The organism is Chimaeribacter californicus, assembly GCF_002858675.1.
Classification (GTDB): Bacteria; Pseudomonadota; Gammaproteobacteria; order Enterobacterales; family Enterobacteriaceae; genus Chimaeribacter; species Chimaeribacter californicus.
In genome coordinates this window covers 1-24,648 of record NZ_PJZF01000002.1, presented here as the reverse complement: position 1 = coordinate 24,648, position 24,648 = coordinate 1, and the positions used below count along the sequence as shown (strand labels likewise).

Below are 24,648 nucleotides of genomic sequence, written 5' to 3'. Positions count from 1 at the left end.
TTAGCTGTTCACAGAGGCGGCAAAGTTCACCAGATATTTATCGGTGATGCGTTGGCGCAGGGTCAGATCTTCCAGCGGCGGAACCGGCGTGTAGTCGTAATCGATGTACAGCTTGCCTGCTTTCAGGGTTTCGGTAGTGTTGGCAGCGTCGTCATACCAGCAGCTGCCGTCGATGATGTAGCCCGCGGTGCGCATTTCGCGCATTTTGGCGTTGATGCCCTCGATCATGTCGCGGATCAGGGACGGGGTCATCGGTTTGTCTACGGCCCACATGTGCGCGTCGGCCATGGTGTCCGCCAGGATTTGCGCGGTGCGGGTGTAGTTTTCGAAGGCGAACAGCGGGTCGTCGCTGCAGGTGCGGTTGCCCCAGAAGCGGAAGCCATCTTTGCGGATAAGCGTGGTGACGCCGGCCTGGTTCAGCAGATCGGCATCGGTGCCGGTGGCTTGCAAGTCCCAGAATACGCTGGCGGAGAGGCCGGTAACGCCGTTGACGCCGACGTTCGACAGGGTTTTATGCCAGCCGGTTTCCTGGTCGATTTTCGCCCGCAGGCCCATCGCACGCGCGGTGGCGTAGGCGGTGTCAGCCTGGCTGGTGGTGGTGTTCCAACTGACGAAGTCCGGCCAGATCACCATCAGTTCGCGCTGGCTGAAGTTTCCACGGTAGGCCGTGGCGTCCGTCAGGGTTTTGGCACCGAACGCGCTGATGTAACCGAAAGCGCGCAACTGCTGGCAGATAGCCGCCAGCGCGGTGGCCACCGGCTGGGAGTCCAGCCCCGGCACGCCGAGGATACGTGGTTTCACGCCCAGTTCCGCCTGGGCGGAGAGCAGGGCTTTCATGCCGGTGTAGCGGCCGTTTTCATCAGAACCGCCGATGAGGTTGGTGGTGGTTTCCGCCTCATCTTTACCGGCGGCGACGCGTACCACGACGGTAACCGGTTTGCACTGGTCAGCGATGGCGAGCAGCGCCGGGGCCAGGGTGCCGGTTTTACCGGCTTTGCCGCTGGCGGCCAGCACGTCGGTGATAAGAACCGGGGTGTTAAGCGGGAACTGCGCGGCATCGGCGTCGTCTGCGGTGCAGACCAGGCCAATGACCGCGGTAGAAACAGTGGAAATAACGCGGGTGCCGTCGTTGATTTCGACAACACGCACGCCGTGGTGATAATCAGCCATCTGATTGGTCTCCATGTTGAGGGTGCGCTCAGATTGTCAGTTCAAGCCGGCGGGTGCACGTGATTGCATCTTGATGGCGGATGGTACAACAAAGAAAAAGCCCCTCACGGGGCTTGTTTCATTCAGGCACAGTCGGCCAGGTAATATCCGATGCAGTGCCGGTATCTACCCGGCTCAGCAGAACCCGGTATTTTTTCCAGCTCACCAAGAGCTCTGTTTCTTCATCGGTTGCCATCTCCAGGTCAACCGCATCTTGCAGGGTCTGAATACGCAGGGTGGCCTGTTGCGTAAGGTCGGTTTTTTGCTGGCTGGCCTTCCCGGCGTAATAGGCTTTCTCGGCGCTCTCATTTTTTACCCATTGCCCGCCGTCCCATTCATCAAACTCACTCGATGGCGACAGCAGCGTAATGCCCTCCGGCAGCGGCCCCTCTTTGGTGATCACCGTCGCCTTGCCGGTTTCAGTGCTGTAGACCGTTTGCCCGCGATAATCCGGCTGTACCTGCCAGGCACCGGCCACAAATAGCGCCACCTCTCCGGCCCCAACCACGGGCGGCGCATCACAACAGGCATAAGCTGGAATGCCGACGCCCTCCGGCACATACTCCTGCGTCGCCCCGGTAAAGGCTCCGGTTTCACTGTCATAGTTGTATACCGTGATAAGCCCGGATGATTGGGCCAGGCCGCTGCTATCCAGAGTAACAAATGCCTCTGCCGCGTCTGCTGCTGGCGTGTCTACGGTTTCCAGGGTTTCGGTAATCTCTGCCATTATGCGGCCCTCACGATGTAGTTAAATGCCACGTTACGCGGCCGGGTTTCATTAGCGGTTTTGGCGGTCAGGCGTGATACAGAAGTAGCACCATTGTCAGCGAATCCTACGCCTACCTCTAAACCATCCATTGCATCAGTGCCTGATGACGTTCGGGGGATGTTGACGACGATTGTTTTCGGAACGTTTGTCGAACCGTAATTTAGGCCCACGGCATCCGATTGTGCAGAGAGCAGTGCGCGCCCGCTGTCTGCCCCGCGTCCATCGTCCCAGCCCCGGATAAACTCGCCGCGTAAATCCGGTAGCTTGAGCGACGGATAGGCTTTTGCCAGCTCCGGGTAAGTGTTTGCGCTGAAGGATGCGCCGTTGCATTTCAGCCAGCCCGTCGGCGCTGCGGCCCCCGGCCACGGGACAGGTGCGCCTACCGGGCAATCCCCGACCGGCATCCACTCCGCCCACGGCCCGTTACTGCCGTTCCAAGTGCCGGTCAGCCCGCGCACATACTTCTTACCGGTGCGCGTGGTGTACTCCTGCTGCACATTCCAGCCGGACTGGAGCACCAACAGTGTGCCGGACACTGGATAAGGGTAATTGAGCGCGGCCGTGGCTCCGTTATCGCCGTTCTTGTAGTACACACCGAGGCTGTTCGGGCCGAGCGTGTTCAGATCGACAGACAGCGAGTTGCTGTTATAGGCGAGCGCCCCCACATCAGACGCTTTCGGTGGATTGTTTTCAGAGTACATCGCTGCCCAGGCCGACCACGGGCCGTTACTGCCGTTCCAGTTCCCGGTCAGCGTGCGCGACCAGGTACGCCCGGTATGCTTTTCGGTATAGCGCTGAAGCACTCCGCCGACATAGGGGCCGAGGATCACCTCCAGCGTGCCGCCCGCCGTCGCCGCAGCAGGAAAGCCGTTCGCCGTGGTGACGTTTGCCGCCAGGGATTGCTGATAGATACCGAGGTGATCCAGTGCGTAGGTATCAATACTGGTATTGCCGATACTGGTCGCGATCACCGGCAGCGCGCCTACATCTGCGGCGGTTGGCGGATTGCCGGAGGAATAGACCGGCGTCCATGCGCGCCACGGCCCGTTACCGTTCCAGGTGCCGGTCAAGCCGCGCACGTATTTATTGCCGAGCCGCGTGGTGTACTCCTGTTGTACCCCGTAACCGGACGGGATAACCAACAGGGTGCCGGACATCTTTTCCGGGTAGTGCAGTTCAGGCGTGGCCGCGCTGTCAGTCTCTTTGTAATACACCCCTGCGCCGTCAGGGCCGAGCGTATCCAGGTCAACATTTAACGCCGTGGCATAAAACGGCATGGCCCCAATATTTTTCAGGGCATTCGCCATCGCGGTGCTTCCCTGCGCTTTAATCTCGCTCAACTGGCTGGCCGTCTTCAGGTATTGCGTATGCGGATCTTTGGCCGCCAGGTGTTTTGTCATTACGTTGTCAACATAGGCTTTGACTTCAATCACCTTGTCATCGACATATTTGCGCGTGGCCAGCACCACCGACGGGTCGATTTTCAGCGTCACGGCGTCGGTACTGTTCACCACCAGGATCATCCGCACCGTCTGGGTACGGCCGCTGCCTTCCTGAAGCTGGGGCTTGTACGTCTCCGGGCAGTTGGCGACGGCAATCAGCGTGCCGCTGTCGTCATACAGACCAATTTCACGGATCCAGAAGCCGCCTTCGTCTTCCGGGATAATCTGCTCAGCAATGATCTGGTTGGCGTTGGCGGCATCCACGCTCAGTGAGTTCAGCGCCGCGCGGCGTTTCTCGCCTTTCAGGGCGGTTTGCGCCGGGTCTGGCGTCGGCAGTGCGCCGCCGCCATCGCCCACCGCCATCTGGGTCAGGCTCAGTCGGGTACCCAGCGCGGTAGCGTTCGCCAGTTTCGCCGCGCCCAGGTCGGTCAGCAGCGCATAATATTTAGCCGTCATAATTCACTCTCACATTGTCAATTAAATGGACCGCAGAGCCGGTTGTCGCGAGGCCGGACACGGTAATGATTTCAGGGAAATAGGGGTAAACGGTCAGCTCGCTGCCGTCATAACTGGCGGCGCTGACCAGCAGGCCGCCGGTGACATCCAGATTGATGGAAAGGCCGATCAGGTGGCGGCTGACCGGCTTGGCATCGTTGATCAGCCGTTCCAGCTCCTGGTACATCCCGGCGGTGATGCCGGTTTCCAGCACGCCGACGTCCAGCCGGAAGGTGCCCGGCTGTTCGTTGGTCTGCCACCATTCGCGCACGCGGATCAGATAACCCAGCGGCTCCACCACGCGGCGCAGCGCGCCAATCGTGCCTTTGTGTTTATGCACAAACCAGGAGCCGCGCACCGCCGAGCGTTTGGCCTCTTCCGTCCAGTTCTCGTCCCAGCGGTCAACGGAGAAGGCCCAGGCCAGGTAGGGCAGGAGTGCCGGCGGGCAGGTGTCCGGGTTCCAGAGTTCGCGCAGCGGCACCGGCACCTGCTCCAGTGCCGCAAGTGCCGTGGCGGCCGCCACTTCCAGCGCGGAGGAGCCGGCGGGCAGCAGGCGATCACTCATCGGAGCCTCCCACTGTCAGCGAATAGGCGGTGCAGAGCGACGCCTGGGTTTTGTCGAGCACGATGTCAGCAACAGGCGACGCCAGCTCCACCCGCTGCACCCCTTCCACATGCAGTGCGGCGTAAATCGCCGACAGGCGGATGTCGCGCCCCAGGCGGCGCTGGTCATTGATGTAGCTCTCCAGTTGCTGCTGGGATGCGGCGCGGATAGGCTCCGCTTCCGGTGTCGGCAGCAGGTAAAGCACAGCCTCAATCTGGTAGGGAACAATGATGGCGGACTGCACCGTCACACGGTCGGCGACCGGGCGCACATCCTCGTCGTTCAGCGCCTCACGCACGATGGCCAGCAGCTCATCACTGGCATGGCCGTCCGCCTCGCGTGACAGCACCGTCACGGTGACCTCCGCCGGCGCCGGGCTGATGGCAGAAGCATCGGCCACCCGGCCATCGGCACTGCGCGCATGGTACTCATACGCGCCGCTCGGCCCGGCCACGCTCAGCCCCTCAAAGGCCTGTGGGATGCGCAGGCGGAAATCGCTGTCGGACTCCATCACCGCCGCTTTCGGCGGTACCGCCGCCGGGTTGGCCGGCTCCAGCACCAGCCGCTGCACGTTGGTGTAGGCCGCCAGCTGGTCGAGATCGCTGCCGTTGGCGTAGGCCACCATCACCGCGCGGACAGCGTCGTTGACCCGCTGGCGCAGAATAAGCTCACGGTAGACGTTCTCCTGCACCAGCTTCACCAGCGGCTCAGACTCCAGCGACAGCGTGCGCGCCACCGCCTCCTGCTGTTCCATAGGGAACAGTGAAATCAGCGCCGTTTTGCGCGCCTCGAACAGGGTTTCATAGTCCAGCGGCTCCACCACGTCGGGGGCGGGCAGCAGGCTTAAATCAATCGTCGCCATAGGGGTCAGCTCACAGGAATGCTTAGGGAAAATTTCATCGCCGTATCGCGGCGGGTACCGGTCAGCTCGACGACCATCTTCCCGTCATAACCGGGGGTAAACGTGATGGCGGTTAAGGTGATGCGTGGCTCCCACTGCAACAGCGCGCTATAACAGGCGGCCATAATCTGTAACCGCAGGGTTTCGTTCTGCGGCTGGTCAATCAGCGTGGAGAGCAGCGAGCCGTAGCTGCGGCGCATCACGCGTGACCCCTGCGGGGTTTGCAGGATGTCACTCACCGACTGGCGGATGTGCTCGAGGTCGCTGATCGCTTCGCCGTTGGCGCGGTTCATGCCGAGGTAAGTGGCCTGGTTCATTGCGGGTCTCCGGTCTGGGCATCGCCGGGGTACACACCGCCGTGCCGGTGGCGGTGCAGGGCGATGCCGTTGGAACTCAGGGTGCCGCCGCTGTGCGTCAGGTTACCGGTCAGCGTGCCGCCCTGTTGTACTGACAGCGTTGCGGTGGTCAGTTTCTGGGTGCAGACCACTTCCGGGCTGTCGAGGATGATGCGCATGGAGGCCACGCAGCGGATCTGCGGGGCAGTCACGGTGACGTGTCCGCGGGCGTCGGCGGTGATGGTTTCTGCCATCACTGAGACGCCCTCTTTGGCCTCGACGGTGGCGGAGGTGATGCCGGTCACCTGGAGCGCGCCGGTCTCCGGTTCATATTCGATAACGGCACCGTCCGGAAAGGCCAGGTGCACGGCGTCTGCGGAGGAGGAGGGGGCGGGGTTGGCGTCGGAGAAGACCGCCGGCAGCACAAAGGCGGTGTTTAAATCACCGCCGATGGCCAGCAGCAGCACCTGTTCGCCCACCGAGGGTGCCCACCAGCTGCGGGTGCGGCCCGCCCTGGCCGTGAGCCAGGGCAGCCAAATCGTCATGTTCTGACCGGCCTTCACCCGGCAGCGGGCGGCGGCCACATCGACCTCCGACACGGTGCCGATGCGGATCAGGTTGCCCAGCGTGCAGGCCAGAGAGGAGAGTTGCGCGTGTGTATTCATGGGATGAAGGATGCCGTCTCAAAGGGTTATGCGACAATCAACGGCTGCCCGGCTGTGGCGCACACAACGCCGCCGGGCAGCCGCGGGTTATTCCGTCCAGCTGCTGATCAGTTCCCCGTCGAGGTAGACCTCGTGCGGGGCCGCGACATCCTGCGGCAGCGGCGGTTCCGGCAGGTGCGTGACCTGCGCCGCACCATCCTGCTCCGTCACCAGCACGCGCTCCGTGAGCTGCAGTGTAAACATCAGCGTGCACAGATCGCCGCTGTCCACCCGGCGGCAGGTGAAATCACTCCGGCGCTTTTCGGTGCTGCTCAGCAGGTCGGGCTGGTTCTCCCGCAGCCAGGCGAGGATCACCACCGTCACGTTGTCGAGGGTGGTGGCCGCCGTCAGGGTGCTCAGCTCCGTAATGGTGATGATCAGCGGATAGCGGTACTCAAAACAGAGCGACGGCGCGAGCGTCGAGACAATCTGCATCTCGCCGAGCGTCAGAGTGAGTTGCTCCGGGTTGCGGGTGAGCACCGGCACCTGCTCAAGCAGGGTCTGGCGTAGGTGTTGTTGTTTCAGCATGATGTGCCTCCTGGCACTGTTGTAGGGCCTCAACCTGTAATCCGCAGTCGATCAGGGCAGCTTCCAGCCGGCGGATATCCGCGCTCAGATCGCCGTTAGTGCCGGGCTGGCTGGGCGGGATCGGGCAGGGGCGGGCGGTCGGACAGCCAGTGTACATAGTCACTGGCGCGGGTGAAGGCGGGGCGCTGGTGCAGCCGGCTAACATCAGCAGGCAGAGCGGTAGCGGCCCACGCGCGATCAATCGGGTGCTCATGTTGTTCTCTCTCGATGCGCTGTTCACGGGTTTGCAGGGTTTGTGCGGCGTGGGTCTGGGCGGCGTGCAGCGCCTGCTCCGCCTGCATCCGTTGCTGCGCCTGTTGGGCCAGCGCAGCGATCTGCCGGTCGCGCTGTGCCAACTGCCCGGCCAGCGCGTCGCGGCTGCGGGCCAGCGCGGTGAGTTCATGCTGCTGGGCGCGGTAGCCGGCAAACAGCAGCGCCGCTGCCAGCAGGCCGGTGGTCATCAGCGTCAGCCGCCACGGCATCTCACACCCCTTTCAGGCAGAGCGCCTGTTCAGCGGCGCGGCGGCGTGCCAGGCCGTTACTGCGCACGCCATCCACGTAGACCCAGCGCGGCAACTGGTCACAGGCATTGCGCCACTGCTGTTTGTTGATGTAAGTGGCGAGCGTGGAGCCGCAGGCGGCACTGACCCCGACGTTGAAGGCGAACGCGACCACCGCGTCATATACCGGCTGCGGCATCGGCCCCGGCATACAGCGCGCCAGCCCACGCTCGGTGTGCTTCACATCGGCGATCAGGTTTTCCGCCGCCTGCGCATCGGTCAGGGTGGTGTTGGCGTTCACATCACGGGTATGGCCGATGCCGTTAGTCCAGACCCCGGCGCTGCACTGGTACGGCGACAAGCGACAGCCCTCGAAATCGGTGATCAGCGCCAGCCCGGCGCCGGAAGTGTGCAGCGTGCCGTAGTCCGGTAGCCATACCGCCAGCCCGAGCACCGCTGCCGCGCTGCACCGCTTAATGGTTGAAGTGTTCATAATCGTTTTTGCACAGCCGGCTTTCCGCCAGCAGCTGGAAACTTTTACGGCGGTAGTGCCAGTTCACCAGAAAGGTCGCGACGCCCACCCCGGTACCGACCATCAGCGCCAGATCCTGCGGCGACATCATGCCGAGCCAGGCCAGCAGCGTGGCGACGGTGTAAGAGAGGGAGGAGGCAACGCGCTCAATGCTCACTCCCATAATTTTACGCTCTCGGTCACCGGGGCCGCGGCGGCGTCCGGCAGGGTCAGCGCGGTGCCGTGCGGCAGTACCGGCCCGTGTCCGGCGAGCGTGGGGTTCAGGGCGTAAACCTGTTCAACCAGGGCGCGGGTCTGGCCGTAGTAACGCCAGCAGACGGCGTCCACGGTTTCCCCCTGTTCACTGTATATTTTCATTTCAGGCCCCCCGGCAGGCGAGCCTGCACCAGGGAAAAAAACAAGGCTGGATAGCTCATGATGCAAGTCCATTAACGGAGTGAAGGAACGGCCATCAGTTTCCGAAATGTATGCAGGCGCAGCAATTAAGCGGGGTTGTGAAACCGTTGGCACAACAGGGAGGGCGGCAGGGCAAACCGGGGGCGCTGCGGGCAGGGCAGGGGCAAAAAAATGCGCTTACCCCGTTGGCGGCCACAAGCCGTGACAGAGAAGGTGTAAGCGCCGGACTCTCAGCGTTGATCCTGTATCTAGTGCCTATCATCCTTAATAACGTTATAGAACACGGCGTCTGAATGGTTATGCGGTAAGACCTGGCCTGCCAGATCGGATATCAGCGACATCACCATCAGAAATTCCTGCTGATTACATTGTGCAGTCTGGGAAATATCTGCAATAAGCTGTATGCGGGACAACGTTAGCTCTTGTTTATTCAGGTTTTCCACCCGTTCGCCCTCCGGTTACTGTGTATAAACACAGTATTAGTGAATTAGTGAAACACGTCAATACCGTTAATCTTTACGATTTCCTAACGTATTGATTCGGTGAATTTTCTCTGATTGGCCGATAATAACGGCTTCTATTCCTGCACTTTTTTTGACCAGTCATCCGCCGCCAAAAAGTGTGCTTTTTTTAACCTCCGCTTTCGCCGAAGCGGGATGGCACAAGGCTGTGCGGCCTTTTTGCCCGGAAAATGATCAGTTCAATTTTCGTCCAAAAGTCGGTTACTACAGAATGTTCTTATTCAAAATATTCATGACAGAATTGTGACAATGATCACGCGAATATTTTTCCGTTTCCGGCTCTTCCGGCCCCGGTAAAGGGATAAATCGCCCGGAAAAGGGGATGTTGATGCGGGGCAACGACGTCCCTACCACCAGATCGGGGATAAACGGAGGCGCTGCCGCCGCCGGCTCCCCACAGTTATTGACAGAACTCCAAGGCGCGGCGTTGCCGCTTAACGTCAACGGCGAACCAGCCGCAGCGCGCGGCACGATGTGCCAGCGGGCTGAACGGGTCAGAAACAGGCGGTCGTCACCCAAATGCGGGGCATAAATGCCCACTACCCGGCGGCGCGGCTCCTCATAGGCGTTGTACTCACCCTGATGCCGCCGTGCCACCCGCACCGTCTGCTGATTGCGCGGGACGTTGGTGCCGCCCTGCGCCCGGATGTACCCGGCGAAGTCACCGCTGTCGGCAGCCTGGCGCACCGCTTCGACCTGTGCATCAAATTCGCCCGCCAGGCTGAGATGCCGGATGCGCCGGCATTCGCGGTACGCACCGATACCCGGCAGGCCGATGGGGTGAAACTGCGGAATGCGCCAGGTGGCGGCCCAGGCGGTGACGGCGGCAGCGGTCTGGGTAAGCGGCTTGCCGGTATCGTGATCTTTCTCGCCTTCCAGGGCGTAACCATCGATATTCTTCGCAATATATTTCGCAATATAGCCCGCGGCCCCGCCCCGGTTCAGCGGCTTGAACGTACAGCGGCGTTCGGCTGCGCCCGGTTCGTCGCCGTCCTCCTGCAAACTGTAGCGGCGCATAATCGCGATAACCTGCGTTTGCTGGTGGGGGGCCATAAACAGCAACAGATGCCAGTGCGGCGTGCCGTCGTGGTGCGGCTCCACCACCCGCAGGCCGTAGACCGGCAGGCAGTTATCCTTAAACGCGGTGCGGATTTTCGCCCACACCGCCACCAGGTAACGCTGCGCCTCTTTCGGGCTGTGGCCCTGCCAGGCGGCGTTGATCTGCACCCGCCGCCCGCTGCCCAGCGTACGCATTGGATGATATTTCGCCGGGGTGGTCAGCGTGATAAACAGCCCGCCATGGCCCTGCTGCTCCGCCGTCTGCTCGACGCCGGCAATCAGCGTCATCAGTTCCATACGGCGGATGGCCGGGTTGGCGACGCTGGCCATCACCGTGTCCAGCAGGTTCAGCCGCTCGCCGGTCTCTTCATTCTCCAGTTCGTGATGCTTCAGGTAGCTGAGGTTGGAAAGGCGGCGGGCGGTGACGTCGCGCAATGCCTGTTTGCTGACGTAAGGCGACAGGGCGCGGCTGACGTAACCCGCGGCGATCATCAGCGCCTCACGCCGGCAGGTACGTTGGCGCAGCAGCGTGGTTTCCCACCAGTCACCGTCAACCAGCCGCAGAATGGCGGCCAGCGCCGCCGGGGTGCTCAGGCGGCCTTTGCGCCAGGCGGCCCAGTGCGGCGGCTGGAGGTTAAAGGCGCGCGCCAGCGGGGCTACCTGCCCATACAAGCGGCGCTGAATTTCCGGGTTCAGCAAGCGCGCCGGGCCTTCTTCCCCGGCGGGCGGCAGGGCGTCGCAGGCACTCTCATACGCCTCATGCAACTGTCCGGCAATCCGCCGCGCCAGGCGGCGCACAGCTTTGTCATTGAGATCGGGCAGCTGGTGGTAAGCCTCTGCCTCGTTGGTAAAACGCGCTGAGGCGGCAAAATCCATCTGGTGGCGCGCCATCACGCGCGAAATCCGCGGCCAGAGCCGTTTGGCAAACCCCGTCAGCAGGAAGTGGTGCGCGGCACGGTAGCCGTTCTCCTGCAAGAGTTGCTGATAGCGGTTAAGCAGCGGCGCACGCAGGCAGCGCGGCAGGTGGTTCAACTGATCCAGGGCCTGTTCCGCCTGCTGCCATGCCGCGCGGGTCAGCGCACGTGGGCGCGACACCGCCGGGCGCGGGCGGTTCCATGGGTACGCCCCGCTGAACGGCAGCGGCACGGCAACATTAAATGGCGGCGGCGGCGCAGGGGCGCGGCGCCCACGGGATAAGTCAGGCATCACAGCTCTTCTTTTAACAGGGGCAAGGGGAACGGCGTTACCGGACGTGGCGGCGCTGTTGCTCTTCCCGTTGCTGGCAGTCGCAGCAGCGCGTCACGCCATCAAGGATCTGGCGGCGGCGTTCATCAATCGGTTCGCCACATGCCTCACAGAAAAAAGCGGAGGGTTGCGCCGGTTTGCGCAGCGCCCTGGCAAGGTAGCCCACCAGCGCACGCGCCTGATGGTCTTGTGAAAGATCCACCCAGTCCGGCATCAGTGGTGCTCCCATTGCTGCTGGCTGAGGCGTTCGGCCTCGTCACGCAACAGATCCGCCGCGGCAGCCGGGGGCAGGGCGTGGGCGGTGATGTAACAGGCCAGTTGCTCAAAGCGTGCGGCCACCTGGCGGGCGAGCTGCTCGCGCAAGGCGGCAGGGGATAACGGCGTAGTCTGGTTCATAAGCACCTCGTGTAAATAAGGAAACGTCAGCGTCTCAGGGGGAGCGCAGCGTGCAGTCGTTGTCGGAGAGAAAGCGCGGCAGCGTGCGGGCAAACGCCATCAGCGATCGCAACGCCTCAATCACGCTCCGGCGCTCCTCCTGGGTTAACCCGGCGTAACTCAACGTGACATGGCGGGCTTTCAACCCGGCATGAAAGCAGAGCAGCCGCTTCCAGTGGTCGGGCGCGCCGTCAAAAATCTGTTGCGTCGGGTTTTTGGCCGCAAAGTGCGTGCGGCGGATGGCCGCCAGGTAGCGTTTTCCCAGCGCCTGTTGTGCCTCGTTGGCCAGCAGCATGGCGGTTTACCCCGCGATGTAACGGCAGTTAATCGCCTGTGCCAGCAGGCGGGCGCGGAACGCCACCATATTAATGCGCGCCGCGCCGCCCTCTTTCAGGCGCGGCATAATCAGCAGATCACCGGCGGCCACCATGCGTTTTACGGTGGGAATACTGAAGCCATAGGCATCAGCAAACTGGCTATAGGTCATCAGCTCCGGGCCGCCCGGGATTGCAATTTGAGAATTCATGGTGAATGATCTCCAGTGGGGTAAAATAGGTATCATCAAGGATCAATTTTAAGATACTGCCAGACTCTAATCTTGACTTTGCAAGCTGTCAAGATGGAATTTTGCGTTAATGAGGATTTTGCAAGATGCAGTTGAATGAGCTTGAAGGGGGCAAAGCGGTACTTGCGCGTATGCTTCAGGCGTATGGCTTTACGATGCAAAAAGAGCTGGGCGACCTGCACGGCCTGTCATCCGGCACCATAAGCACCTGGATCAGAAGGGATTACTTCCCAGGGGATGTGGTGATCGCCTGCGCACTGGACACCGGCGTCTCACTACGCTGGCTGGCGACCGGCCAGGGGCCGATGCGGGATGCCGTCACGGACGCAACGCCTCAGCGTGAAAATGTAAGCCATCTTAAAAAGTTGAGATTGCGTGGTGGCGTCATAGAAGAGGAGGGCACCTGGCTGGCGGACCCCTCTCTGTTGGATGCCTCCGTGAAAGAGCCGGCCTGCCTGGTCAGGGGCGCACACACCTGGGTTATTGACCTCGGCAGCACCAGCCTGGGCAATGGCCGCTGGCTGCTGGACATCGACGGGGATGTAGACGTGTATGACATCGCCCGGCTACCCGGCAACCGGCTGAAGGTCACCCGCCAGGCGCTCACCTTTGAGTGCGGGGTGGATGAGGTCACGGCGCTGGGCCAGGTCTGCGTGACGCTGGAACCCAATTTGTGATCGCGGACTGAGGGCGCAGGGATGGCGGTAAAAAAAGTGCCGGACGGCCAATGGCTGGCGGACTTCTACCTGAACGGCCGCGGCAGCAAACGGGTGCGGAAAAAGTTTGCGACCAAAGGCGAGGCGGTGGCGTATGAGAACTATTGCCTCAGCGAAGCCGCTGACAAACCGTGGCTGGGCGAAAAACCGGACAACCGCCGGCTCAGTGAGCTGGTGCAGTTGTGGCATAACCTGCACGGGCAGTCGCTCACGGCCGGCAAATCCCGCATGGGGAAACTGCGGCTGATCTGCGCCGGCCTGGGCGACCCGGTAGCGACGCAGATCACCCCTAAAATGTGGGCGCACTACCGTGATCGTCGTCTGCGCGGTGAAATTGACAACGGGCATCATACCAACCGCGAAAAATGGAAAGCGAAGCCGATCACGGTCAACCGGGAGCATCAATATCTTTACGCGCTGTTCAACGAGCTGAAGCGGCTGGGCGAGTGGGCGCCCCCGAACCCGCTGGAGGGGATGCGCATTTTCAAAGAAGAAGAGAAGGAGATGACCTGGCTGACCAGAACGGAGATTGACCAACTGCTGGCAGCCTGCGCGGCCTACGGCAACCCCGACCTGACACGGATAGTCAAAATCTGCCTGACCACCGGCGCACGCTGGAGTGAGGCGGAAAACCTGACGCGTTCGCAGCTGTCGCCGCACAAGCTGACGTTTATCAAAACCAAGGGCAAGAAGAACCGCACGGTGCCGATCCCACGCTGGCTCTACCAGGAGCTGGAGCCGCTCTCCGGCCGGTTATTCAGGCCCTGCTATCAGGCTTTCAGCCAGGTGCTGGCCTTAACCACCCTGACGCTGGCGGACGGCCAGAAAACCCATGTCCTGCGGCACACATTCGCTTCCCACTTCATGATGAACGGCGGCAACATCCTGGTGCTGCAACGCATACTGGGCCATGCCAACATCCGCGAAACCATGCGCTATGCCCACTTCGCCCCCGATCACCTCGAAGAAGCGATCACCCTCAACCCCCTCGCCGACCTGAATGACCACATTCTGCCCACCCTACTGATCCCCGCTGATATTTCCTGATACCCTACAAGCTATCAACCTATTGTAAATTATAAAATTTACTGAAATATCAATGGGGGGAGGGAAATGCGTCTTAACTAATTAGCGGCACACTCTGCGATTAAGCCTGCAGGCATGTGCCTTTGATGTTATCTTGAAAATGCAACGTGTAAAATTATATTTACATTAATTTTCTTCCTGTGTTTTCTATGATGTTCATCAATAATCTTTGTAATTTTTATCCTAACATGTCGTTGATTATGAAGATTATTAGCAATGGTATTATTCAAACTCATGCGTAGTAGTGATTTAAATTTATCTGTGATGTAATTTATTATTTACGTATTATGGATTGAATAATTTACAGGGAGTGGTAAGGTGTGGGCATTGCAGCGGCACGGGCGGCTGCCTCTGATAACTGACAGGACCGACGTAATGCAAAAAGATGCCCTCAACAATGTACACATCAGCGCGGAAGAGGTGTTGATTACCCCGGAAGAGCTGAAAAAGCAGTTCCCGCTGAGCGCCGGCGATCAGCGCAATATTGCGCAATCGCGTGACACCATCGCCAACATCCTTAAAGGCCGCGATCATCGTCTGCTGATTGTCTGTGGCCCTTGCTCAATCCACGATCCTGATGCGGCGCTGGACTACGCGCGCCGCCTGAAAGATCTGGCTGAGGAACTCAGTGACCACCTGTACATTGTTATGCGCGTCTATTTTGAAAAGCCCCGTACTACCGTCGGTTGGAAAGGGCTGATCAACGATCCGCATATGGACGGCTCTTTTGATGTGGAAGCGGGGCTGCACATTGCCCGCCGCCTGCTGCTGGAACTGGTCGGGATGGGTTTGCCCCTGGCGACTGAGGCACTGGACCCGAACAGCCCACAGTACCTGGGCGACTTGTTCAGCTGGTCGGCCATTGGCGCACGGACTACCGAATCACAGACACACCGCGAAATGGCATCCGGTCTCTCAATGCCGGTCGGGTTTAAAAACGGCACCGACGGTAGCCTGGGTACCGCGATCAATGCGATGCGCGCCGCCGCCATGCCGCACCGCTTTGTCGGGATTAATCAGGCAGGGCAGGTTTGCTTGCTGCAAACGCAGGGTAACCCTGATGGGCATGTCATTTTGCGTGGCGGGAAAACGCCAAACTACAGCGCGGAACATGTGGCAGCCTGTGAGAAACAGATGAGTGAGGCAGGACTCCATCCTTCTCTGATGATAGATTGCAGTCATGGCAACTCAAATAAAGATTACCGCCGCCAGCCGTTGGTTGCCCAGTCTGCCATCGACCAGATCAAAGCCGGGAACCGTTCAATTACCGGACTGATGCTGGAAAGCAATCTGCATGAGGGCAATCAGTCTTCAGAGCAGCCGCGCGACATGTTGCGTTACGGCGTCTCGGTTACGGATGCATGCATCAACTGGGAAAGCACGGAAACGTTGTTGCGTGATATGCATCAACAGCTGGGCAATGCGCTGATCGAACGTAAAGCAGGAGAATAAAAGGTATGGTGGCTGAGCTGACCGCATTGCGCGATCAAATCGATGAGGTGGACAAAGCCTTGCTGGATCTGCTGGCAACGCGTCTGAAACTGGTGGCCGAGGTGGGCGAAGTGAAAAGCCGTTATGGCTTGCCGATCTATGTGCCCGAGCGGGAAGCCTCCATGCTGGCCTCCCGCCGGAAAGAAGCGCAGGCACTGGGCGTACCACCGGACTTGATTGAGGATGTCTTGCGTCGGGTTATGCGGGAATCTTATTCCAGTGAGAATGACAAAGGGTTCAAAACGCTTTGCCCGCAGCTCCGCCCGATCGTCATCATTGGCGGGCAGGGTAAAATGGGGCAGCTGTTCAGCCGGATGTTGACGCTCTCCGGCTATCAGGTACGGATACTGGAGCAGGAAGACTGGCCGCGGGCAGAGGAGTTGTTGGCAGACGCCGGTATGGTGATTGTCAGTGTGCCTATCCATATCACTGAGCAAGTGATCGCCCGCCTGCCGCCACTGCCGGCCGACTGTATTCTGGTTGATCTCGCGTCCGTGAAAAACCGGCCACTCCAGGCCATGCTGGCCGTACATGAAGGCCCCGTGGTGGGGTTGCACCCGATGTTTGGCCCGGATGTCGGCAGCCTGGCGAAACAGGTTGTGGTCTATTGCGACGGCCGTGAACCGGAAGCCTACCAATGGCTGCTGGAGCAATTGCAGGTGTGGGGTGCACGTCTGCATCGCATCAGTGCGGTAGAACATGATCAGAACATGGCGTTTATTCAGGCGCTGCGACACTTCGCGACCTTCGCCTATGGCCTGCATCTGGCGGAAGAGAATGTGCAGCTTGAGCAACTCCTGGCGCTCTCCTCGCCTATCTACCGGCTGGAACTGGCGATGGTCGGGCGGCTGTTTGCCCAGGACCCACAACTCTATGCTGATATTATTATGTCATCAGAGAATAATCTGGCGCTGATCAAGCGTTACTACCAGCGTTTCGGCGAGGCGATTGCGTTGCTGGAGCACGGGGATAAACAGGCATTCATCGACAGTTTCAAAAAGGTTGAACACTGGTTCGGGGATTATGCCCAGCGTTTCCTGGTAGAAAGCCGCACGTTACTGCTGCAAGCCAACGATAACCGGCAGTAACCTGATTTCAATAAAATTACGGCACAAAAAAAGCCACGCTAACTTCAGCGTGGCTTTTTTATGAAGGCTAACTTGCGTCAGCTTGGGTCGACCGGGATGACGTTTTCTGTCGGGTAACAACCCAGTACTTTTAATGAACGGGTAATCGGTGCCAGCTCCCGCAGCGCTTTTTGCATGCTCTCGCTGCGCAGATTAGCCTGCACATCAATATAAAACATCTCTTCCCATGGGTTACCGTGAATCGGCCGGGACTCCAGTTTGGTCATCACGATGCCGTGCTCACGCAGAACCAGTAACGCTTCAACCAATGCCCCGGATTGCTGACCGGTCGCCATGATCAACATGGTTTTTGCCGGAACCTGTTCAGAGACATCAATGGCTTTACGCGCCAGCACGATAAAGCGGGTGATATTCTGCTGTTGGTTAGCCAGTTTATGCTCCAGTACCTGAAGCTGATACAGCGCCCCCCCGGCCTCACTGCCGAGCGCCGCCACTTCTGGGGAGTTCAGCGCGGCCACTTTTTCCATCGCGGCGGCAGTACTCTCACAATACTCAATTTTCCAATCCGGGAAGCGGTTAAGGAACTGGGTACACTGCTGGAAAGGCTGAGGATGGCTGTACACCGTTTTAATCGCTGAAAGCTCTGTAGGGGTACTTACCAGTACGCAATGGTCGATAGGCGTCGAGAGTTCACCCACGATAGACAGACTGGTGTGTTGCAGCAGATCATAAACATCATTGATAGAGCCTGAGCTGGTGTTCTCAATCGGCAATACGGCATAGTCGGCCTGCCCGGTTTCCACCTGCGTGAAAATATCCTGGAATTTCAGGCAACCACACTCAATAAACTGTTCGAAATGGCGGGCTGCATAATGGCGGGCTGCCAGGTGCGAATAAGAGCCTTTCGGGCCCAAAAACGCGATGCGCGCGGAGTGAACCGTCGTCTGGTTTAGCTGCTGCTGAAGCAAAGCCTGCTGCGTCAAGACAGAGTCTTCAATGATCAGCTGGAACAAGCGGGTGATATAAAAACCGTCCAGATTGCGTTGCTTGCCGGCGTCGATCAGGGCGTCAAGCAAATCGCGTTCGCGCGCTTTATCCCGGATAGGGCGGTGGGTATGCAGCTTTGCGCGGGCGACGTCGAGTGCCAACCCACGGCGTTCCGCCAGCAGATCCAGTAATTTGATGTCCAGCGCGGTGATGCGCTCGCGCAGTGCCAGTAAAGGGTTATCGGTCATGATGTCTGCCTTTTGTTATCTTCTTATCAAAATCAGCCCATAAAAAAAGCCTCCGCGGGGGAGGCTTTTCTTGTTCGTCTTCGCATTCTTTATCGTATGACGAATCGCCTCCCAGTCAGGGGAAGGTAAAAAAGAATGCGAAGAAAAACAGCGGCTGGCGCAACATAGACGTCCTGGATTATGTGTTGATCTTATGTAAAGTAACTGCTGACGTTTTTTTGTCAATAAAAAACGCGCCCCGCGGGCGCGCTTAGTCTTCACTAGAGGGGATTAGGGCTCTTCAGGCTCAAGGTTGACCTCTTTGATACAGGTCGCTGCCCGGCGCGCTTCATCTTTATGCTGCGCTTTATTAAGTTGCCGCTCCAGTTTGGAAATCATTTCATTAACCGCCGCGTACATATCGTCATGCCGTGCGCTCGCGACCAGTGGCCCGCTGTTGGGCGTACTGATGGTGGCATCTGCCTGGAAACCATTGGGTTCTTTAGAAAGGACGACGTGGGGGTTAATCAGCTGTGTTTGCCATTTATCCAGTTTGGCGAGACGGTCTTCGACATGCTGACGAATTGCATCAGTGATATCCATTTGTTTGCTGGTAATGTTGACTGTCATATAACTTACCTCTCTGTCTTTCCGTCTTGGATACCTTCAGCATAGCCTACTGGCGCTGTGATTTTGTGATAGGGATCACTTATTTTTGTCACTTTTTGTCAGTGAGCGCGTTTATGTGAAGTGTGACGAAGATTAAAAAATTTATGCTTGAGAGTTCAGCGCAGGTGACGCACTATCGATAAGTTAACCCCACTGCCTGAAAGATGAAGGCAGGTGTTATTTGTTTGTTATTCAAACAGGTAGGCTGATTGTCCACACATTGATTGTTCAAACAAGTAGCAAAAAAAACGGCAGCCTGGGCTGCCGTTCTTATTATCATCTTTTACCACTTTTTTACTGATTAACCGCGATGATTTTTGCCACTTTATCTGCCTGGCCGTTAAGCTGAAGCTGCTTGTACGCATTCTCCATCAAAGGCAGAGCATCACGGGTTGCCTGCGTATCCGGATAATTCTTCATCATCTGCTCAACACGGTTAACTACTGCAACGTAAGCGCCACGTTTCGTGTAATATTGCGCCACGGAGAGTTCATACTTCGCCAGACGATCTTTCAGGTAAACCAGACGCTTCTGTGCATCCGTGACATACTGGCTGTCAGGATGGCTCTGAATCAGCTGGCTGAAATCGCGGAAGGCGGCACGTGCATGCTGTGGATCACGGTCAGAGCGATCAACGCCGAAGAAACCTTGCAGGGCGCTGTCATCCAATGCCATATCTGTCAGACCACGCATATACATGACGTAGTCGATGCTCGGATGGGTCGGGTTTAGTCGCGCAAAACGATCAATGGCTGCCTGCGCCATCGGCAGATCTGCAGATTTATAGTAAGCGTAGATCAGATCCAGCTGAACTTGCTGGGAGTATGGCCCAAACGGATAGCGGTTATCTAACGCTTCCAGCTGGGTGATGGCTCCTTTGAAGTCACCGTCCTGCAGTTTTTGCTGAGCGGTTGCATAGATTTCCGAAGGCGGATTGTCGGGCACCGCATCCTTCGAACTGGAGCAACCCGCCAGAACCAGGCTCAACGTGGCTGCAGCCACCAGATATTTCATACGCGTCATGACGTTTTGATTATCCTCAGGGTGTTATTCCGGGAGACTGTCCGTTAAGTTCCCGGCAAAGACCAGCTACAATAGCACATTATTTTAAACGGCATCGCCGTGAAAACCCAACGTTAACGAAGAAGCTGCATATGGCACAACAAGTACAACTCACCGCAACGGTGGCCGAATCTCAACTCGGTCAACGTTTAGATCAGGCTTTAGCGGAATTGTTCCCTGATTATTCTCGATCACGCATAAAAGAGTGGATTCTCGATGATCGGGTCCTGGTCAACGGCAAGATGGTGAATAAACCAAAAGAAAAAGTGTTGGGTGGCGAAGCCGTGGCCATTGATGCGCAAATAGAAGAAGCGGCCCGCTGGGAAGCCCAGGAAATTGCGCTGAACATTGTGTATGAAGACAGCGATATTCTGGTGATCAACAAGCCGCGTGACCTCGTTGTTCACCCGGGCGCCGGTAACCCGGACGGCACTGTCCTGAATGCGTTACTGCACTATTACCCGGAAATTATGGATGTCCCGCGTGCCGGGATTGTTCACCGTCTGGATAAAGATACCACCGGCCTGATGGTAGTAGCCAAAACGGTGCCGGCGCAGACACGTCTGGTGGAAGCGCTTCAACTGCGTGAAATTACCCGTGAGTATGAGGCCGTAGCCATCGGCACCATGACAGCAGGGGGGACGGTGGAACAACCTATTACCCGCCATTCCACCAAGCGTACCCATATGGCTGTGCATCCGATGGGTAAACCTGCCGTAACGCACTACCGCATCATGGAGCATTTCCGGGCGCATACGCGCCTGCGCCTGCGCCTGGAAACAGGGCGTACCCACCAGATCCGCGTGCATATGGCACACATCAACCACCCGCTGGTGGGCGATCAGCTCTATGGTGGCCGCCCGCGTCCGCCAAAAGGCGCGTCAGAACAGTTTATTTCGACCCTGCGTGGGTTTGATCGTCAGGCCCTGCACGCGACCATGCTGCGCCTTTATCATCCGATCACCGGTATCCAGATGGAGTGGCATGCCCCACTGCCGCAGGATATGGTCGATCTGATCGAGGCGCTGAAAGCCGATACAGAAGCCTTTAAGGACCAACTGGACTGGTTATGAGTACTCTGATCCGCCCACGCTGGGCGGCGCCTGCGTCTGTGATGGCCTGCAGTACCACCCGGGCGGGCGGCGTCAGTTTGCCGCCCTATGCGTCGCTGAATCTTGGGGCGCATGTAGGCGATAACCCGGCCGATGTGGCGGCAAACCGTCTGCGGCTGGTTGAGCTGGCCGGTTTGCCGGCAATGCCTTTTTGGCTGGAACAGGTACACGGTACTGACGTATTGCGGCTGGAGGGGCAAGCGCCTTCTGCCGCCGCATTGCGGGCAGATGCCGTATATACCGCCGCGCCGGGGCAGGTGTGTGCGGTCATGACAGCAGATTGCCTGCCGGTATTGTTTGCCTCACGCAAGGGCGATGAAGTGGCGGCTGCGCATGCCGGCTGGCGTGGGCTGTGCGCCGGTGTATTGGAAAATACACTGACGCAGTTCCGCTGCCCACCTGACGAGGTGATGGCATGGTTTGGCCCGGCTATCGGGCCGGATGCGTTTGAAGTCGGCGCTGAGGTGCGGGCCGCTTTTGTCGCCGAAAATCCGGCGACCGGCGCTGCCTTCCGGCCTGCCGGAACAAAATACATGGCCGATATTTATCAGTTGGCTCGCATCCGGCTTCAGGCCGCCGGAGTCCGCCACATCAGCGGTGGCGAGCGCTGTACTGTCAGTGAATCAGATAATTTCTTCTCTTTTCGCCGGGACGGTACGACCGGGCGTCTGGCAACTTTAATCTGGCTGATATAATCTACGGCTCCGAGACGATCCGTGACGCATAAAAAAACGCCGAATATACAGTCAAGATAACCTTGAAAACGTGAGGGATGACCTCATTTAATCTCCAGTAGCAATTTTGACCTGTATTGGAGGAGTTATGCGTCTGGATCGTCTTACCAGTAAATTCCAGCTTGCCCTCGCTGATGCCCAATCCCTTGCCCTTGGGCGTGATAACCAATTCATTGAACCTCTTCACCTGATGAGCGCCCTGCTTAATCAGGAAGGGGGGACTGTGCGCCCATTACTGACATCTGCCGGTGTAGATGCCAACCGGGTGCGCACAGAGATTGAGCAGAGCCTGGCCCGTTTACCGCAAGTTGAAGGCACCGGGGGGGATGTTCAACCCTCCCATGATTTGGTGCGTGTTCTGAATCTGTGTGACAAGTTGGCGCAAAAACGTGCTGACACTTTTATTTCATCTGAATTATTTGTACTTGCTGCATTGCAGGATCGTGGTGCGTTAACCGATCTGCTGAAAGCGGCCGGGGCCGATGCAACCAAAATCAGCCAGGCTATTGACCAGATGCGGGGAGGCGAAAAAGTGAATGATGCAAATGCAGAGGATCAACGTCAGGCATTGAAGAAATTCACGATTGACCTGACAGAGCGCGCTGAGCAGGGAAAACTTGACCCGGTCATCGGCCGTGATGAAGAGATTCGCCGTACCATCCAGGTATTGCAGCGCCGTACCAAAAACAACCCGGTTCTGATTGGTGAGCCAGGGGTGGGTAAAACCGCCATTGTTGAAGGACTGGCGCAGCGGATTATCAATGGCGAAGTGCCGGAAGGCCTCAAACATAAACGCGTTCTCTCGCTGGATATGGGCGCGCTGGTGGCTGGTGCCAAATATCGTGGGGAGTTTGAGGAACGCCTGAAAAGCGTGCTCAACGATCTTTCTAAACAGGAAGGCAGCGTCATTCTGTTTATTGATGAGTTGCATACCATGGTCGGGGCAGGTAAAGCCGATGGTGCCATGGATGCCGGGAACATGCTGAAACCTGCATTAGCCCGGGGTGAGTTGCACTGCGTCGGCGCGACTACGCTGGATGAGTATCGCCAATATATAGAAAAGGATGCTGCGCTGGAGCGCCGCTTCCAAAAAGTCTATGTGGCTGAGCCATCAGTAGAAGATACCATCGCCATTTTGCGTGGGCTGAAAGAACGTTATGAGCTGCACCACCACGTGCAGATTACTGACCCGGCGATTGTCGCCGCGGCGACGCTTTCGCATCGTTATATTGCCGATCGCCAGTTGCCAGACAAGGCAATTGACCTGATCGATGAGGCAGCCTCCAGTATCCGTATGCAGATCGACTCTAAACCAGAGTCTCTTGACCGGCTCGAGCGGCGTATTATCCAGCTCAAGCTTGAACAGCAGGCCCTGAAAAAAGAGTCAGATGACGCCAGCCTGAAACGTCTTGAGATGCTGAACAGTGAACTCACGCAAAAAGAGCGTGAATATTCAGAACTGGAAGAAGAGTGGAAAGCAGAGAAGGCGGCACTGTCCGGCACGCAAACCATCAAGGCTGAACTGGAGCAGGCAAAAATCAGCCTGGAGCAGGCGCGCCGCATCGGTGACCTCGGCCGGATGTCAGAGTTACAGTATGGGAAAATCCCTGAGCTGGAAAAACAGCTGGCAGCGGCAACGCAGGCCGAAGGCAAGACCATGAAGCTGTTGCGTAACCGTGTGACAGACGCCGAAATCGCTGAAGTGCTGGCGCGCTGGACCGGTATTCCGGTCTCAAGAATGCTGGAGAGCGAGCGCGAGAAACTGCTGCGTATGGAACAGGATCTGCATCAGCGGGTTATCGGCCAGGATGAAGCGGTAGACGCCGTATCCAATGCGATTCGCCGCAGCCGGGCAGGCCTGGCTGATCCTAACCGCCCAATCGGCTCCTTCCTGTTCCTGGGGCCAACCGGGGTAGGGAAGACCGAGCTGTGCAAAGCGCTGGCTCGTTTCCTGTTCGACAGCGACGATGCCATGGTGCGTATCGACATGTCCGAATTTATGGAGAAGCACTCTGTGTCGCGGCTGGTGGGCGCGCCTCCGGGTTATGTGGGTTATGAGGAAGGGGGCTACCTGACCGAAGCTGTGCGTCGCCGCCCTTATTCCGTCATCCTGCTGGATGAGGTAGAGAAAGCGCATCCGGATGTCTTCAACATCTTATTGCAGGTGTTGGATGATGGTCGTTTGACGGATGGGCAAGGGCGGACGGTCGATTTCCGTAATACTGTGGTTATTATGACGTCTAACCTTGGTTCCGACCTGATTCAGGAAAGGTTCGGGCAGATGGATTACCCACAGATGAAATCAACGGTCATGGAGGTTGTCAGCCATCATTTCCGTCCTGAGTTTATTAACCGTATTGATGAAGTCGTTGTGTTCCATCCGTTGGGCCGCGCGCATATCAAGTCTATTGCCGCTATTCAGTCAGAACGGCTTTATAAACGGCTGGAAGAGCGGGGCTATGTGGTGACCCTGACGGATGCCGCGCTGGAGTTGTTAGGTGAGACTGGCTTTGACCCGGTCTACGGCGCACGTCCTTTGAAACGTGCTATTCAGCAGGAGATTGAGAACCCGCTGGCACAGCAAATTTTGTCAGGCAAGTTACTGCCGGGTAAACCTATCACGCTGGATGTTACTGACGGACACATCGTCGCTCAACAATAAGCAGGTATAGAGATAAAAGGGGGCCGCAATGTCGGGCCCCTTTTCTATATGGGTGCTTCTATAAAGAGGCAAAGACTAAGATAGAGCGCCTGAATAGGGGAGAAAAGCACCATAATGGATGAGTATGGAGCGTTTTTTATACTTTCTGGTTAAACATTCGTCGGTTGAATAATTTTCTGAATTTAGGGGTTGCAGCCTGTCAGGAACTCCCTATAATGCGCCTCCACTGACCGGGAACAACGACCAACACGTCGCCGGGTCAGAGAGAGGTAAGCAGGCGGAAACGCTGAATTCTTTTGAGAATTAACGCTTGACTCTCTGGCGGGAAAGCGTAATATGCACCTCCCGCGTTACCGAGAAAGATAACGGTAACCACTGCTCTTTAACAATTTATCAGACAATCTGTGTGGGCACTCACAAGACGATATCAGCATCCCCGGATGCAAAAAATATTAAGTCTTGAAGAGTGACTACCTAAAGAAATTTAGAACAGTAACCTTTGAGCATCGCTATTAACTTAGCAAATCAAGCTTTT

At 58.0% G+C, this 24,648-nt stretch carries 28 protein-coding genes, 2 pseudogenes and 1 other annotated feature; of the genes and pseudogenes, 7 read left to right on the top strand and 23 right to left on the bottom strand.

All coding sequences use genetic code 11. The features are described 5' to 3' along the window. The 20 genes and pseudogenes from CYR55_RS03125 to CYR55_RS03030 all read right to left on the bottom strand — a co-directional run bounded on the left by CYR55_RS03125 (position 1) and on the right by CYR55_RS03030 (position 12,240). Positions 1–1,170, bottom strand: coding sequence for a phage tail sheath protein (locus tag CYR55_RS03125; RefSeq protein WP_101815008.1), 1,170 nt, complete (start codon positions 1,168–1,170; stop codon positions 1–3). Positions 1,171–1,288: 118 nt separating this feature from the next. After that, positions 1,289–1,936 carry a tail fiber assembly protein gene (locus CYR55_RS03120; RefSeq protein WP_101814718.1) on the bottom strand — a complete coding sequence of 216 codons (648 nt, stop codon included), beginning with the start codon at positions 1,934–1,936 and terminating at the stop codon, positions 1,289–1,291. Continuing rightward, positions 1,936–2,367 (bottom strand): annotated as a pseudogene (locus tag CYR55_RS23915) (phage tail protein); the annotation flags it as partial. The gene CYR55_RS03120 and the pseudogene CYR55_RS23915, both read right to left, overlap by 1 nt. Before the next feature lie 969 nt (positions 2,368–3,336). Further along, positions 3,337–3,876 (bottom strand): annotated as a pseudogene (locus CYR55_RS03105) (phage tail protein); the annotation flags it as partial. After that, a complete protein-coding gene (locus tag CYR55_RS03100) occupies positions 3,866–4,480 on the bottom strand; it encodes a phage tail protein I (protein WP_101814717.1) in 615 nt (204 codons plus the stop codon). The gene CYR55_RS03100 and the pseudogene CYR55_RS03105, both read right to left, overlap by 11 nt. Next, positions 4,473–5,381 (bottom strand): baseplate assembly protein, encoded by a 909-nt coding sequence (locus CYR55_RS03095; RefSeq protein ID WP_101814716.1) that lies wholly within the window; start codon positions 5,379–5,381, stop codon positions 4,473–4,475. The genes CYR55_RS03100 and CYR55_RS03095 overlap by 8 nt, the downstream gene beginning before the upstream one ends. Positions 5,382–5,386: 5 nt before the next feature. Next, entirely contained in the window at positions 5,387–5,737 is a 351-nt protein-coding gene (locus CYR55_RS03090) for a GPW/gp25 family protein (protein WP_101814715.1), read from the bottom strand. Continuing rightward, complete coding sequence (locus tag CYR55_RS03085; RefSeq protein WP_101814714.1) at positions 5,734–6,420, bottom strand: phage baseplate assembly protein V; 687 nt, start codon at positions 6,418–6,420, stop codon at positions 5,734–5,736. Before CYR55_RS03085 ends, CYR55_RS03090 begins: the two co-directional genes overlap by 4 nt. A gap of 87 nt (positions 6,421–6,507) precedes the next feature. Further along, positions 6,508–6,987 (bottom strand): phage tail protein, encoded by a 480-nt coding sequence (locus CYR55_RS03080; RefSeq protein WP_101814713.1) that lies wholly within the window; start codon positions 6,985–6,987, stop codon positions 6,508–6,510. Continuing rightward, the gene (gene lysC / locus CYR55_RS23910; RefSeq protein ID WP_241522071.1) at positions 6,950–7,192 is read right to left on the bottom strand and encodes an Rz1-like lysis system protein LysC; all 243 of its coding nucleotides are present in this window, start codon (positions 7,190–7,192) and stop codon (positions 6,950–6,952) included. The genes CYR55_RS03080 and lysC overlap by 38 nt, the downstream gene beginning before the upstream one ends. Then, entirely contained in the window at positions 7,083–7,508 is a 426-nt protein-coding gene (gene lysB, locus CYR55_RS03075) for an Rz-like lysis system protein LysB (protein ID WP_101814712.1), read from the bottom strand. The genes lysC and lysB overlap by 110 nt, the downstream gene beginning before the upstream one ends. Position 7,509: 1 nt before the next feature. Beyond that, positions 7,510–8,019 (bottom strand): lysozyme, encoded by a 510-nt coding sequence (locus tag CYR55_RS03070; RefSeq protein ID WP_101814711.1) that lies wholly within the window; start codon positions 8,017–8,019, stop codon positions 7,510–7,512. Then, complete coding sequence (locus CYR55_RS03065; protein WP_420912716.1) at positions 8,000–8,221, bottom strand: HP1 family phage holin; 222 nt, start codon at positions 8,219–8,221, stop codon at positions 8,000–8,002. The genes CYR55_RS03070 and CYR55_RS03065 overlap by 20 nt, the downstream gene beginning before the upstream one ends. After that, complete coding sequence (locus tag CYR55_RS03060) at positions 8,212–8,415, bottom strand: tail protein X (RefSeq protein ID WP_101814710.1); 204 nt, start codon at positions 8,413–8,415, stop codon at positions 8,212–8,214. Before CYR55_RS03060 ends, CYR55_RS03065 begins: the two co-directional genes overlap by 10 nt. 287 nt (positions 8,416–8,702) lie before the next feature. Continuing rightward, positions 8,703–8,897, bottom strand: a complete 195-nt coding sequence (locus CYR55_RS23905) for a hypothetical protein (protein ID WP_101814709.1) — start codon at positions 8,895–8,897, stop codon at positions 8,703–8,705. A gap of 282 nt (positions 8,898–9,179) precedes the next feature. Continuing rightward, on the bottom strand, positions 9,180–11,240 hold the full coding sequence (locus tag CYR55_RS03050; protein WP_101814708.1) for a replication endonuclease: 2,061 nt from the start codon (positions 11,238–11,240) through the stop codon (positions 9,180–9,182). 37 nt (positions 11,241–11,277) lie between these two features. After that, positions 11,278–11,508, bottom strand: coding sequence for a TraR/DksA C4-type zinc finger protein (locus CYR55_RS03045; protein ID WP_241522070.1), 231 nt, complete (start codon positions 11,506–11,508; stop codon positions 11,278–11,280). Further along, entirely contained in the window at positions 11,493–11,675 is a 183-nt protein-coding gene (locus CYR55_RS03040; RefSeq protein WP_101814706.1) for a hypothetical protein, read from the bottom strand. Before CYR55_RS03040 ends, CYR55_RS03045 begins: the two co-directional genes overlap by 16 nt. A 34-nt stretch (positions 11,676–11,709) precedes the next feature. Next, a complete protein-coding gene (locus CYR55_RS03035) occupies positions 11,710–12,009 on the bottom strand; it encodes a hypothetical protein (protein ID WP_101814705.1) in 300 nt (99 codons plus the stop codon). A 6-nt stretch (positions 12,010–12,015) separates the two neighbouring features. After that, positions 12,016–12,240: a MerR family transcriptional regulator gene (locus tag CYR55_RS03030; protein ID WP_101814704.1), complete on the bottom strand. Its 225-nt coding sequence runs from the start codon at positions 12,238–12,240 to the stop codon at positions 12,016–12,018. A gap of 125 nt (positions 12,241–12,365) precedes the next feature. On the opposite strand from CYR55_RS03030, the gene CYR55_RS03025 reads away from it, so the two are divergent. The 4 genes from CYR55_RS03025 to tyrA all read left to right on the top strand — a co-directional run bounded on the left by CYR55_RS03025 (position 12,366) and on the right by tyrA (position 16,660). Continuing rightward, on the top strand, positions 12,366–12,956 hold the full coding sequence (locus tag CYR55_RS03025) for a phage repressor protein CI (RefSeq protein WP_101814703.1): 591 nt from the start codon (positions 12,366–12,368) through the stop codon (positions 12,954–12,956). A 21-nt stretch (positions 12,957–12,977) separates the two neighbouring features. Next, positions 12,978–14,042, top strand: coding sequence for a phage integrase (locus tag CYR55_RS03020; RefSeq protein WP_101814702.1), 1,065 nt, complete (start codon positions 12,978–12,980; stop codon positions 14,040–14,042). A gap of 414 nt (positions 14,043–14,456) precedes the next feature. Next, the gene (locus tag CYR55_RS03015; RefSeq protein ID WP_101814701.1) at positions 14,457–15,533 is read left to right on the top strand and encodes a 3-deoxy-7-phosphoheptulonate synthase; all 1,077 of its coding nucleotides are present in this window, start codon (positions 14,457–14,459) and stop codon (positions 15,531–15,533) included. A 5-nt stretch (positions 15,534–15,538) separates the two neighbouring features. After that, positions 15,539–16,660, top strand: a complete 1,122-nt coding sequence (gene tyrA / locus CYR55_RS03010; protein ID WP_101814700.1) for a bifunctional chorismate mutase/prephenate dehydrogenase — start codon at positions 15,539–15,541, stop codon at positions 16,658–16,660. A gap of 77 nt (positions 16,661–16,737) precedes the next feature. On the opposite strand, the gene pheA is transcribed toward tyrA, so the two are convergent. The 3 genes from pheA to bamD all read right to left on the bottom strand — a co-directional run bounded on the left by pheA (position 16,738) and on the right by bamD (position 19,566). Continuing rightward, positions 16,738–17,895, bottom strand: coding sequence for a bifunctional chorismate mutase/prephenate dehydratase (gene pheA / locus CYR55_RS03005; protein ID WP_101814699.1), 1,158 nt, complete (start codon positions 17,893–17,895; stop codon positions 16,738–16,740). Positions 17,896–17,934: 39 nt separating this feature from the next. Beyond that, positions 17,935–18,059: a sequence feature (Phe leader region), on the bottom strand. A 106-nt stretch (positions 18,060–18,165) separates the two neighbouring features. Continuing rightward, the gene (raiA, locus tag CYR55_RS03000) at positions 18,166–18,504 is read right to left on the bottom strand and encodes a ribosome-associated translation inhibitor RaiA (protein ID WP_101814698.1); all 339 of its coding nucleotides are present in this window, start codon (positions 18,502–18,504) and stop codon (positions 18,166–18,168) included. A 333-nt stretch (positions 18,505–18,837) separates the two neighbouring features. Continuing rightward, the gene (gene bamD, locus CYR55_RS02995; protein ID WP_101814697.1) at positions 18,838–19,566 is read right to left on the bottom strand and encodes an outer membrane protein assembly factor BamD; all 729 of its coding nucleotides are present in this window, start codon (positions 19,564–19,566) and stop codon (positions 18,838–18,840) included. 131 nt (positions 19,567–19,697) lie between these two features. Here bamD and rluD point away from each other — a divergent pair, with 131 nt between their 5' ends. From rluD to clpB, 3 genes are all read left to right on the top strand, one after another. Further along, entirely contained in the window at positions 19,698–20,678 is a 981-nt protein-coding gene (rluD, locus tag CYR55_RS02985) for a 23S rRNA pseudouridine(1911/1915/1917) synthase RluD (RefSeq protein ID WP_101814696.1), read from the top strand. Continuing rightward, positions 20,675–21,412, top strand: coding sequence for a purine nucleoside phosphorylase YfiH (gene yfiH / locus CYR55_RS02980; protein WP_101814695.1), 738 nt, complete (start codon positions 20,675–20,677; stop codon positions 21,410–21,412). Before rluD ends, yfiH begins: the two co-directional genes overlap by 4 nt. A 127-nt stretch (positions 21,413–21,539) precedes the next feature. Beyond that, positions 21,540–24,113: an ATP-dependent chaperone ClpB gene (gene clpB, locus CYR55_RS02975; RefSeq protein WP_101814694.1), complete on the top strand. Its 2,574-nt coding sequence runs from the start codon at positions 21,540–21,542 to the stop codon at positions 24,111–24,113. Positions 24,114–24,648: the final 535 nt, after the last annotated feature.